The sequence below is a fragment of the Rhizobium leguminosarum genome (assembly GCF_002953715.1).
Taxonomy (GTDB): Bacteria; Pseudomonadota; Alphaproteobacteria; order Rhizobiales; family Rhizobiaceae; genus Rhizobium; species Rhizobium leguminosarum_V.
The window spans coordinates 2,091,134-2,103,049 of record NZ_CP025012.1; the positions used below are offsets into that span (position 1 = coordinate 2,091,134).

At 60.4% G+C, this 11,916-nt stretch carries 7 protein-coding genes and 1 pseudogene; 2 read left to right on the forward strand and 6 right to left on the reverse strand.

What is annotated here, in order from left to right; translation table 11 throughout:
* Nucleotides 1–147: 147 nt before the first annotated feature.
* Nucleotides 148–1,104, reverse strand: coding sequence for a LysR family transcriptional regulator (locus tag CUJ84_RS10620; protein WP_105006166.1), 957 nt, complete (start codon nucleotides 1,102–1,104; stop codon nucleotides 148–150).
* A gap of 163 nt (nucleotides 1,105–1,267) precedes the next feature.
* Between CUJ84_RS10620 and CUJ84_RS10625 the strand changes: the two genes are divergently transcribed.
* The gene (locus tag CUJ84_RS10625; protein WP_105006167.1) at nucleotides 1,268–2,554 is read left to right on the forward strand and encodes an epoxide hydrolase family protein; all 1,287 of its coding nucleotides are present in this window, start codon (nucleotides 1,268–1,270) and stop codon (nucleotides 2,552–2,554) included.
* A gap of 192 nt (nucleotides 2,555–2,746) precedes the next feature.
* Here CUJ84_RS10625 and CUJ84_RS10630 read toward each other — a convergent pair whose 3' ends face one another.
* Nucleotides 2,747–3,292: a VOC family protein gene (locus CUJ84_RS10630; RefSeq protein ID WP_105006168.1), complete on the reverse strand. Its 546-nt coding sequence runs from the start codon at nucleotides 3,290–3,292 to the stop codon at nucleotides 2,747–2,749.
* 139 nt (nucleotides 3,293–3,431) lie between these two features.
* Between CUJ84_RS10630 and CUJ84_RS10635 the strand changes: the two are divergent.
* A pseudogene (locus CUJ84_RS10635) lies at nucleotides 3,432–3,593 on the forward strand (Ku protein); the annotation flags it as partial.
* Nucleotides 3,594–3,810: 217 nt separating this feature from the next.
* Here CUJ84_RS10635 and CUJ84_RS39265 read toward each other — a convergent pair.
* From CUJ84_RS39265 to CUJ84_RS10655, 4 genes are all read right to left on the reverse strand, one after another.
* Nucleotides 3,811–4,290, reverse strand: a complete 480-nt coding sequence (locus CUJ84_RS39265; protein WP_105006169.1) for a hypothetical protein — start codon at nucleotides 4,288–4,290, stop codon at nucleotides 3,811–3,813.
* A 190-nt stretch (nucleotides 4,291–4,480) separates the two neighbouring features.
* Nucleotides 4,481–5,359 (reverse strand): MBL fold metallo-hydrolase, encoded by an 879-nt coding sequence (locus tag CUJ84_RS10645; protein WP_105006170.1) that lies wholly within the window; start codon nucleotides 5,357–5,359, stop codon nucleotides 4,481–4,483.
* A 131-nt stretch (nucleotides 5,360–5,490) separates the two neighbouring features.
* On the reverse strand, nucleotides 5,491–10,959 hold the full coding sequence (locus CUJ84_RS10650; RefSeq protein ID WP_105006171.1) for an AAA family ATPase: 5,469 nt from the start codon (nucleotides 10,957–10,959) through the stop codon (nucleotides 5,491–5,493).
* Between the two features lie 178 nt (nucleotides 10,960–11,137).
* Nucleotides 11,138–11,884 (reverse strand): glucose 1-dehydrogenase, encoded by a 747-nt coding sequence (locus CUJ84_RS10655; RefSeq protein ID WP_105006172.1) that lies wholly within the window; start codon nucleotides 11,882–11,884, stop codon nucleotides 11,138–11,140.
* Nucleotides 11,885–11,916 lie beyond the last annotated feature (32 nt).

Genomic DNA, 11,916 nt, shown 5'->3' on the forward strand with positions numbered 1-11,916 from the left:
GGCACCGCCGGCAGGCGGGAGGACAGACTCGTGACCAGCGGCCGGCGTTCTGGCCGCCATCGACGTGCAGAATCTCTCCGGTGACGGGCGTCGGCGCAGTAGATTTATATGCTCGCCGATATCGGGAGAATTGCCGCCGCCCGGCGGTCAATCGACCCTTTTTCGGGATAATGATTGCAGGGTGCCGGCCTCGTCCGCGATCCGGCCCAATTCCGACCGTAGACGCGGAGACGCGAAATCGATGAATGCACGAACCCTCGGCACGGTGGTTCTTCCCTGCGGCGTTAGCAGGTGCACGGGCAGCGCAGGCGGCTCGGCGTCGGCAAGAACGATGACCAGCCGTCCGTCCCTGACGAACTCGGCGACGTGATACGAGTAGAGCCTTGTCGGTCCCATCCCCGCCACGGCCGACGCCGCCGCGGCCCGGACGGTGTTCATCACGTAGCGCGGAGAGAAGTGCACGTGCCGTGGGATCGTCGCGCCTTCCATAGGCGGAAAGCTCCAGGAATCGAGGCCGAAATTGCCGAAGGCGATGATCTGATGCTTGGATAGGTCGGCGGGATCGGTCAAAGCCGGTTTGTCCGCCAGATACTCGGCGGACGCGACCACGACCCGCCGGACGTCGCCACCGATGCGGGTCGCAATGTTCGACGAGTCCGCCAGTGTTCCTATGCGAAGCGCGATATCGACACCTTCATCGACGAGGTTCACGAAGCGATCATGCATGAGCATTCGCACGGAGACGCTCGGGTGCACGGTAAGGAATTCGTCGAGTATCGGCCGGAGCACCTCCTCGCCCAGGATCGGCGGGGCCGAGATCGTCAGCATTCCCTTCGGCGAAGAGCGCTCGCCGCCCGCGACCATGTCCGCCTCCTCGAGATCGACGAGAACCCGGCGGCAGGCTAGCACATAGCGCTGCCCGGCATCGCTGAGCTTCAACGTGCGCGTCGTGCGATGTAGCAGTTCGACGCCGACGTGCTCCTCCAAAGCGTTGAGCGCGCGCCTGATTGCTGTCGCGGCCCGCTTCAGCTTTCGCGCCGCACCAGCAAGGCTGCCCTCGTCCACTGCCGCAACGAAAACTCTCATCGCGTCGATCCGATCCATTCAAAACTCCTCGTGCGTAGTCTTCGCACACTGCCAGATTCTACACGGTCGGGTGCCAGCGTCGATTGTACCAAGGTCTCGCCGACACCATCGTACAATGGCGACGCTTCAGCATTGGTGACACGGTTTCGCCCGCCCACCCTCGAACTCACAGGAGAGTGCCATGTCACCCATTGCCAGAAATATCACACGCCGCTCCGTGCTTGCCTCTGCAGCCGCCGCGGGCGTCCTCAGCGTCGTTCCCGGCGCGATCGCAGAGGTCAAAGCCGACACGTCTGAAATCAAACCGTTCAAGTTCAAGGCGACCGACGCCCAGCTCGCAGACCTGCAGCGTCGCGTCAAGGCGACGCGCTTTCCCGAGCGCGAAGTCGTCGATGATAATTCGCAGGGTGTTCAATCCGCCACGATCGAGAAGCTCGCAAAGTACTGGGCGACGGACTATGACTGGCGCAAGGTCGAGGCCAGGCTCAATGCCCTACCGCAATTCACAACGGAGATCGATGGCGTTGAGATCCATTTTATCCACGTGAAGTCGAAGCACGACGATGCCCTACCGATCATCGTGACGCATGGCTGGCCCGGATCCATCATCGAGCAGATGAAGATCATCGGACCGCTGACCAACCCGGCTGCGGCTGGCGGTTCGGCGTCCGACGCGTTCCACGTCGTTATTCCCTCCATTCCCGGCTACGGCTTCTCAGGAAAGCCGATCGAGAAAGGCTGGGATCCCATTCGCGTCGCCCGCGCATGGATCGAACTGATGGACCGCCTTGGCTATACCAAGTATGTCGCGCAGGGCGGCGACTGGGGCGACGCCATCACCGAGCAGATGGCGCTGATTGCGCCGCCCGGACTTCTCGGTATTCACGTCAACATGCCCGCGACGATCCCCGAGGACGTGGCCGCGGCACTGCAGCCAGGCGGCAAGAAGCCTGATGGCTTGTCCTCCGACGAGTCTCACGCCTATGACCAGCTCGCGGACTTCTACGCGCATGGTCTTGGCTACGCGATCGAGATGGCGAACCGGCCCCAGACGCTCGTCGGCATCACGGATTCACCGGTAGGTCTCGCGGCATGGATGATCGACCACGACATCCGAAGCTACGAACTCATCGCACGCGTATTCGACGGCAAGACCGAAGGACTGTCCAGGGACGACATCCTCGACAACGTGACGCTCTACTGGCTGACCAACACCGCCGTCTCGTCGGCACGTCTCTACTGGGAGAACAAGCTTGCCTTCTTCCAGCCGAAGGGAGTCAAGATTCCCGTCGCCGTGAGCGTCTTCCCTGACGAGATTTACGCGGCGCCGCGGAGCTGGACCGAAAAAGCCTATCCCAACCTCATCCATTTCAACAAGCTCCCAAAAGGCGGCCACTTCGCAGCCTGGGAGCAGACCAAGGTTTTTTGCGACGAAATGCGGTCCTCCTTCAAAACGGTCCGTGCATAGTTCGGAAATTCGCGCCGCGGCGACCATCGTCCGCGGCGCGCGACGACACCATCGGATTATTGACCCGAAAAGCCAGGAGCGCGACGATCGTGCATCACCTCGGCAGTGCCCCATTCGATGACAATGAACCGGTGGCTACTCTCCGCTCTGCACTGGCGGCTTGAGCAGCACGACCGGCTCAACGGAAGCCAACTATTTCGACGCGCGCCAGACAGCTTCAGAGAGCTGAGCGGTAAAGCGCGCGTCGCCGTTGATTCCAGGGAGGCGGGCCGTAATCTCCTGCACCGTCCAGCCGTTGCCGTCTGGGTCTTCGAAGGTAATGTAGGACGCGTAGCTCTTGCGATCGGGATTCGGTCCAGCCGTGATGCCCTTTCCGTTCGAATGATGGAAGATCCCACCCACGTCGTGAAACGGGTCGCTGACGGCGATGCCGCGGCGGAGAAGGTCCTCCCGGACGTTGTCAATGTCGGAGACGACCAGATGCATCCCTTGCGCCGAGCCAGGCGCCGCGGCGGTGATGTTCGTGCCGAACATGATTGCACATCCGGAGCCCGGAGGGCTGAACTGGATGATGCGATAGTCGTCCCCAAGAGAATGATCAATGTCGAGATGCCAGCCCAGGCTTTGATAGCATGTCCGGGATCGATCGGGGTCGGAGACCGGGATCAACAGGAGTTCGATATTCATCGCGATCGCGACGTCGGCGGATTGTGTTGCTCTTCGTTCGCCAATACTCATGTTGGTCTCCTTGAGAGGGTCCAGCGTTGCCACTACATCTGCCGGACCGGGAAACGATAAAGGGGCGACCACAGCCACGCCATTGCACGAACGTATTGGCGACACCTTCGTCGCTTCCGGAGAACACCATCGTTCGATTCTGCTGAAGCTCATCGCTCAGAAGAAGAAGACCCTCAAGCCGGCGAAGAAGACAGCAAGAGACCAGAAGGAAGACGCCGGTCCGACGTCGAACGTCATCAACATCATGGACGCCCTCCGTAAGAGCATGGAGGCGGATCTCAAAAGCCGGAAGAGCGGTTGAATGAAGCTACCGCCGATCGACAAGAACGGCGGCGACCACTGGGGGATAAGGATTCGGCAACGTGAAGGCACCCTTCCTTGTGAGCTAGCCGGCGGAGCGCGAGGCGGCACGCACGTCGCGAAGCAACCGCTTGTGTCAGGTGTGACGATTTTCGTAGCTGGAGACGCTTTTTGGCGGCGTCAATCCGCAACTCTGTCTAACGGTGTCGATCCGCTGATCACTTCTCGCAAAGCTTGGCCAAGTTTTTCTCCAGACTTCGCCGGAGGGCGCCAGAGATTTCAGTCTCAAGTCCTTTGACGATGTCGCCGAACCGGCCACCGGTCTTCACGATCTCGATGGAGGTCTCGGTCATCTTGCAGGTCGTAAGGTCGACCATCAGCCGAACCTCAGCGGCCGCTGAAAACCCTCCTTCTACCAGCGCTTCGTCCGAGGTCTTGCAAGCAAGCGTGCCGCGGGCGCTCGCCTCCGCGGTGTTGCCATTCACCGACAATTGCAGGTTTTCGATCTTCACGGAATCGAGCTTGTCGACGCCTACCTCCACACTGATGCCGAAGCTCGATACCTTGGTCTTCAACGACCTGCATGGCTGCGCATCTCCGATGGCCCTCTCCAGGGCATTCGGTTCCTGTGCGTTGGCGAAGGAGCATAGCTGGAGGAGAGAGACTCCTGCCGCTAGCAGGCCTAAACAATTCCGCATCGCTCTCCCATCTCCCTGGATTTCATGCGGGCGCCTCGCGGGACCCGAACTTCCAAAGCATCGGATCGGGCTATTATCACCTCGAACCAGGTCCGCGGTAAGCCCCTCAATCAAGCCCCGACCCGCGCCTTGGCGAGGCGCTTGATCGCCTGTTCCAGTGGCCGTTGGTCGTCGCTACGACAATGCAATGCTAGCCGCGCACGAACCGATACTCCGCACCTTCCCTCTCGACGTACCCGACGCCTGGATAGGTCCAATGGTAACCCAACATTCGAAGCTTTTCGTTCGAGGCCTTGTCCAGGAGCGCGGCCCTGTTCTTAAGGGCAATATCCGGGTCCGTGTCGAACCCGAAATACCACTTCGGATTTTCGAAGGAGACTATGTTGTTGGGGATGACGTCACCCGCGATCAAGAGGTTTCCATCACCGGCGAGCTCCAGAGATATGTGTCCTGGCGTATGCCCGCGGGTACTGACGACATTCAAACCCGACACGATCTCGTCCCCTGGCTTCACCATCGTCAACCTATCTTTGACGGCGAAGAGGTCGCGCTGGGCACCGCGCGCGAAGGCGTGCAAAGTTCCCGGCATCTTCGTCTCGTAGTCGGGGTCCGTCCAGAACGACCACTCGGCTTCGTTGACGTAGTAATATGCGTTCGGGAACAGAAGCGATCCGTCCGCCTTCGTCGTGCCGCCGGAGTGGTCCGGGTGAACGTGCGTGAAGATGACCTTCGTGATGGACGCGGGATCGACGCCGACCGCAGACAGGTTCTCTGCGAGCCGGCCATCGGTCGGCTGGAAGTTAGCGCCTGCCCCGGTGTCGACGAGGATGAGATCGCTGCCGTGGCGAATGAGCGGGATGTTCGTCTGCAGCGGGGCGCTGTCGGCGTCTCCTCCTAGCCGACCGAGGATGCTTTGTCTTTCATCCGGGCTTCCGTCGGGCATGAGGATATCCGACGTCAGGGTGATGTAGCCATCGCTGAGAACGGTGATCTCGAAGCGACCATGCTTTAACTCATGAAACCCGCCCGCCAGCACGCCGGGCGGAAGTATCGCCTTTTCGGAAGACATGTCGATCTCCTTCGTTTCATCGGCAGACATTGATGTCCGCTCGGGCGCCTGGAGTTTGTCGTCTGCTCTCTGGGAACGCGAGTGTTTTCCTGTGAGTTCTTGTAAGGCGACACGAAAACGGCAAGCGGAGGTTAAGTAGCCGCCGCCTTCAGGGTGAAGGAGAACACGCTTCCGTCAGGCTCGTTCGGCGACACCCAAAGCCGTCCTCCGTGGGCTTCGACGATTGAACGGCAGATCGACAAACCCATCCCCATACCGCCAGGCTTCGTCGTGAAGAACGCTTCAAATATCTGATCCAACTTTGTCAGCTCGACGCCGGGTCCGCTGTCGGCAATGGCGATCAAGACCTTTCCTTTGTCCGACATCTCCGAAGTGACTTGCAGGCGCCGTGATCCGCCCTCGAACGATCCTATCGCCTCGACTGCATTCAGGATCAGGTTGAGGACGACCTGCTGCAACTGAATCCGGTCTCCGATCGCCGAGCCAGCACCCGCAGACAGAACCTTCTGGAGAGTGATCCCGTGGCGTTGAAGCTCGCCGCGTGTAAGGACCAGGACGTCTTCGATCATGGCGTTGACATCGACGTCCGCCATGGCCAGGGGCGACTTCCTCGCCAACGCGCGGATGCTCGTTATGACGTCGCCAGCACGATGGCCATCCCGGATGATGCGCTCCGCTGCCTGCCGGGCCTCGTCAACGTTGGGCTGGTCGTCGCTGAGCCAGCGCAGGCATGTCGCCGCGTTCGTGACGATGGCCATCAAGGGCTGGTTGACTTCGTGTGCGATCGAGGCAGTCAGCTCGCCGAGCGCCGTCAGGCGACCTGCGCGAGCAAGCACCTCCTGGGCCTCCTCGACGCGCTTAAGATCGTCGATGTCGGTGTGCGTGCCAAACCACTTCACGATCGCTCCTGTCTCGTCACGCATAGGCGCTCCCCGCACAAGGAACACCCGCGACACTCCGTCATGACGTACAATTCGCGCCTCGATCTCGCCGGCAGTTCCCGTCTGAACGAGCTCGGTCCATTTCCGGACTACTTTGTCCCTATCTTCGGGATGATATGAATCCACCCACCCGCCAGCGCGCGCGCTCTCAGGCGAGATTCCCGTGTAGTCGTGCCACTGCTTGTTGAACGCCGGATAAAGGCCGTCAGGCTGCGTGTTCCATGCCTGGGCCGGGATCATGTCATACGATACGCGAAGCTCCTCGGCCGCTCGTCGAGCCCGCTCCTGGGTTTCCTGCGCCTCGCGATATAGTGCGGCGTTTTCGAGAGAGATAGCCGCCTGAGAGGCGAGAAGACGAAGAACTGCGACCTGCTCTTCGGTGAACAGATGGGATGAAAGGCCGTTTTCCAGATACAGAATCCCGACCAATTGCTGCTGCTTGACGAGTGGCAAGCATAGGACGGACGTCGAACCGGAACGCTGAACGTAGGCATCGCCAGAAAAGAAGTCGGCCTGCTGGGCGTCGTCTAGGATCACCACTTCCCGAGTGTGGCTGACGTAGCTGATCACGGTTTCCGGAAATCCGGTCTCGCCCGACGGCTCAAGCAATACGGAAATCCCACTTTGATCGGTGACAGCCTCCGCAGCGATCTGCATTTTTCCGTCTTGGGAAAGCAGCAACAGCCCTCGCACGGCACCCGAATGCTCGACGACGGTGACCATCAGGCGCTCGATGAGGCGGTCGAGAACAATCTCCCCAGAAACCGCCTGCGACATTTCCATGACCGCCGCCAGGTCCAGGTGGTTTGCCGCCGTCCCCGTCGACGGCGGCCCCTGTTCCTTTTCGATTTCCAGACTGCGGTTCGGCCAATCGATTTGGCGCACTTTGGGCTGTGCACCCCATTTTGCGTAAGAGGTCCTTGCATTACGAAGGAAGGACTCCGTGCTCGTTGTCAGCCCGCGAGCGACACAGAGGCGGGACGCCAGTTCGTTCGAGATCGCCTCATTCTGGATGAAGCCGTATGTTCTCGCCGATCGAATAGCCTCCTCGTAGAATTCGAGGGCTTCGAGATCGCGACCTTCGAGGCGGGCAATTTCTCCCGCGACAAGGCTGCGACGATTGCCGAAATTCTGAGGGCAGCTCTCAGCCCAGATCTCGATCTGTTTTTGGTGCGCTTGGATCGACTGCATATGGAACTGCCGCTCTTCGCGGGTGGCGGAACCCCATGCTCCCGCGTGGGCGAGTGCGCCATAGAAATGATACTCGCCGAGATCGATGAAGGATCGCGTCGCGTGGACAACTTTCCGGGCTTCGTACTCGGCCTCAACCGCCGCGGCGTAGTCTCCTTCGAGAAATCGGGCCTGTATTTCCTGGATCCAGTACCATGCCAGGGGCAGCACAAGTGACGAACCGGCTTCCTGCAGTCGCTGGAGAAAGGACGATCTGTCGGGCAGATCGTCCCTCGCGGAGCCGGCTTGCCCGTTGAGCTCGCGGATCAGCAAAAGCTGCCCGATGGCGGAATCCGCTGCGAGGCCAAATCCAGCCTTCTTCGCCATCGCAAGGAACTGCATTCCTTCGTTTTCGACAACCTGCAGAGGCTCGCCGGAAACGAGGAGGTTGGAGACCAGGCTCTTGGCGGTCGTGGCGGCGTAAACGAGGTCACCGGCGGCGATACCGACTTCGATGGCGCGCCGTGTGAGCGATATCGATTCAGGAAGGTGTCGGGCCCATGGAACGACATAGCAAGAATAACATGTGTAGACGCGAGCCTTGAAGCGATCCAGACCGTATTCGTCGACGAGGGCCAGCCCCAGGTCGCCGAACTGGCGACCTGATGCATAGTCCCCGAAGCGGAGGCCGAGAGGAACCATGAACGAAGCATAGGCATAGCAGGAAGCATCGCAGTTGCCGTATTTAAGGCTCAGGTTGACCATCTGGGTATAGATCAGATCTTCGAGATTGCTGTCGGTCAGGAGCGCCGGCAGGATCATGTAGGCAAGGACGTCCATTGCCGCGAGCCAGTCCGGGTCGATCATGCGCGGCAGATCTACGAGCTGCTTGATGGCTCGCTCTCCGAGCAGGCCTCGCATCGCTTCGATTTCCATGCGGAGATCGGCTTCGGTCGGATGCGCCGACCACTCGATACCCAGATTGCGAAGAAACGCCAACCCGACGTCGACAGCCTTCGTCTGGTCGCCGAGCGCGACATATAGAGAGGACAACAGACGGACGACAGCGGCTTCGTCCACACGGGATGCCGCGCGCGCGAACAGTTCGACTAGACGAGCTTCCGCCTCTTCGTGCTCGCCCGTTAGGAACTCGCATTCGGCCTTCTGAAGCTCCAAAGCGAACATAAGACGGTAGCGCCGTTCCCAGTGTCGCTGGTCAAGCAGGCTCAAACCAGTTCTAAGATATCGGAGCGCCGAGGGATATGCCGCAGACGTCTTCGCGCGAGCGCCTGCCTCGAGAAAAAGCTCTGAGACCTGTTCTCGCTCGGCATCCGAGGTGATCAGATCGAGACCTTTCCCGATCTGGTCGATGACTTCGAAGATCCGATCCCGGAGATCGCTGGATGTCATCTTTGACATGAGAGCTCGGCCAATCCGAAGGTGGATCGCCGGCCGCTCATCTTCTGGAACGAGGAGATAGACCGCTTCCTGTATCCGATCGTGAGCGAAAACGAAGGCGTCGTCCACGCGCAGTACGAACCTCGCCTGCACCGCTTCCCACAGGATCGCGGCAACTTGCTGCTTGGATTTTCCAGTTACGATGCCCAGCGTTGACAGCGATGCACCATTGCCAAGACATGCGAGAAGTTTAACCGTCTCCAATGTCACTTCGGGGAGCCGCAAGAGCTTCGATGACACCAGCTCGGCGACGTTGGCGGTGATACCTTTTGTCCTAATCCGCTCCGGTTCCCATGTCCAAGTTCCCTGAACGGCGTCGAAAGCGACGAGCCTCTCGTCGTCCATCGTCGCCAGGAACTGGAGTACGAAGAAGGGATTACCCTCTGTCTTTTCGTGAACCAGCTTCGCCAACGGCGCGACCAGCTCCGTTTCCGACTGGAGCGCGTCCGCCAGGAGAAGCTCCAAGTCGTCGAGGGTGAGCGGCGAAAGATGCTCTTCCTGTACGTGGATCGGCGCATTTCGCATCGCCTCTCGCGTGGCGCTAAATGGATGGTCCCGAGGAACCTCGTCGTCTCGATATGCGCAGATGAGGAGGAGATCGGTGACGTCGGGCTCTACCGTGATCCGCTCGAGAAGTTCTATCGTGGCCGTATCCAACCACTGAACGTCGTCGATGAAGAGCACCAGAGGACGGTTCGGCATGGCGAAGATGTTCAAAAATCGGCGGAAGATCAGATGAAATCGAGCCTTCGCTTCCTGGGGTGGAAGATCGGGCGCCGGGAGCTGTTCGCCAATGACGAGGGAGAGCTCTGGAACGAGGTTCACCATGAGCTGCCCATTAGGGCCGAGGGCCTCGACCAGCATCTTTCGCCAACGTGCGAGGTCTTCGTCCCCAGCGCCGAGGATCTGCCTCACAAGCTCCCGGAAAGCCTGCGCTATCGTCGCATACGGAATGTCGCGGGTGTATTGATCGAACTTTCCCGAGGCGAAGAGACCTGCCTGCGGAAGGCGCTTCTTCCGCAGTTCGTGGACGATGGAGGATTTGCCCACCCCGGCGGGGCCGGATACCAGGACCACCTCCGCCCTGCTGGAAGATCGCACACGTTCGAATGCCGCTGCGATGGCGTCGTTCTGTCGTGAGCGACCGTACAGCCCATCAGGCACACGCAACCTGTCGCCGGCATCGTTTGTTGCGACCTTGAACTGGTGAATGCGCCCGCTCTGATGCCAACTGTCCAAGCACCGCTTCAGGTCGGCTTCAAGTCCCCCAACGGTCTGGTATCGCTCCTCCGGCTTCTTTGCTAGAAGCTTCTGGACGACGGCCCCGAGCGTGGGTGGAACGTCTTCGTGGCGTTGATCGGGTGGGATCGGCTGTCGGGCAACGTGCGCATGGATCCATTCCATCGCGTCGGTGGCGACGAAAGGCAACTCTCCGGTCAGGATTTGGTAGAGGGCGACACCGAGCGAATAAAGATCGCTGCGGGCGTCGACCGGGCGCTTCACCCGCCCGGTCTGTTCAGGCGAAATATAGGCGAGATCAACACCCGCGATCGGGGGACCCACTGGCTGGTCGTTGGGCGTCGCCGGGCCAGCGTTGCCGAATCCGGCTAACCAGACCCTTCCGGAAGTGTCTACGAGAAAATTGTCCGGCCTGATATCCTTGTGGACGAGGCCGACAGCGTGAGCCTTTCGAAGTGCCGCGGCCGCATTGGTCGCGATGACCATGAACCGCTCGGTTTCGAAAGGCTCCCCGAGCAGGTTGCTCAGGGGTGTTCCGCCCTCGTCGGACAGCACAAGAAACGGCCTTCCGTCGCCACGCTCCAGCGCCAAAGGCTTCGCTGCCCAGGACTCTTCAAGTTTCTCCGCGAGTGCAAGTTCATGTTCAAGTCGTTGGAGACCTTCTCCGGCTTCGTTCGCCGAAACTGGCATGACCAGAAGGACGGATGCGTTTCTCTCCGGTGACCAGCCGCGATAGACGGCGAAGTTGCGGTCCTCACGCAGTACCTGTGGCTGGTATCGAGACATGTCCATCACAATGCTCCGCGCGGCCCAGCACTCAATAGGTCGCCCGGCCTCACCCACCCCGGATCACCGGTCGTGCGCGCCTGAACAGACGGCCTCGATCCTAGAACATTTCGTCGACAGCGGCGCAAAAACTTTCTCCGCAACTCCTCGGTCGTTTTCAGGAGGTCAGAATGAGATCGGGGCGCTAGATCTGCGCCGATCCGCCGTCCGCAAAGAGCTCGCATCCATTGACGAAACTGCTTTCGTCGGAGGCGAGGAAGAGTGCGGCGTTCGCGATTTCCCGTGGGTCGCCCATGCGCCCGAGCGGGATACTCGCGACGGTCTGCCGCAGCATTTCCTTCTCCATCTCCTCCGAGTGCGCCAGACCGTGCCAGCCGGGAGTGGACGTGGCGCCCGGCGAGAGCACGTTTACCCTGATGCCGCGCGGAGCGAGATCGATGATCCAGTTGCGGGCGAAATTGCGGATGGCCGCCTTAGTGGCGGCATAGACAGAGAATGCCGGCGTGCCTGTCGATCCCGTAGTCGAGCCCGTGAGGATCACGGAGCCGCCGTCCTTCAAGAGGGGAAGCGCCTTCTGGACGGTGAAGAGCGTGCCCTTCACGTTGATGTCGAATGTCCGGTCGTAGTGCTCTTCGGTTATCGCGCCCATCGGCGCGAACTCCCCGCCGCCCGCGTTGGCGAACACGATGTCCAGGTGGCCCGCCTCGGCCTTTACGATCTCGTACAACCGATCAAGGTCGGCAAGATTGGCGATGTCACCTTGAACGCCTCGCGCATTTCTACCGACTTCGCTGACGGCTGCGTCGAGCTGCTCCCTGCGCCGGCCAGTCATGAAGACCTGCGCGCCCTCTTCTGCAAAGCGTTTGGCGGACGCGAGACCGATACCGCTGTTTGCTCCGGTAACGACTGCTACTTTTCCCTGGAGTCGCATGCTCGTCTCCCTCAGCGGCTTGAACGATTTCG

Bases quoted from the DNA above. Each gene is read 5' to 3' on its own strand.
- CUJ84_RS10645 (WP_105006170.1), bottom strand. From the start codon at position 5,359: ATGTCTTCCGAAAAGGCGATACTTCCGCCCGGCGTGCTGGCGGGCGGG.
- CUJ84_RS10655 (WP_105006172.1), bottom strand. From the start codon at position 11,884: ATGCGACTCCAGGGAAAAGTAGCAGTCGTTACCGGAGCAAACAGCGGT.
- CUJ84_RS10625 (WP_105006167.1), top strand. From the start codon at position 1,268: ATGTCACCCATTGCCAGAAATATCACACGCCGCTCCGTGCTTGCCTCT.
- CUJ84_RS10650 (WP_105006171.1), bottom strand. From the start codon at position 10,959: ATGGACATGTCTCGATACCAGCCACAGGTACTGCGTGAGGACCGCAAC.
- CUJ84_RS10620 (WP_105006166.1), bottom strand. From the start codon at position 1,104: ATGGATCGGATCGACGCGATGAGAGTTTTCGTTGCGGCAGTGGACGAG.
- CUJ84_RS10630 (WP_105006168.1), bottom strand. From the start codon at position 3,292: ATGAGTATTGGCGAACGAAGAGCAACACAATCCGCCGACGTCGCGATC.
- CUJ84_RS39265 (WP_105006169.1), bottom strand. From the start codon at position 4,290: ATGCGGAATTGTTTAGGCCTGCTAGCGGCAGGAGTCTCTCTCCTCCAG.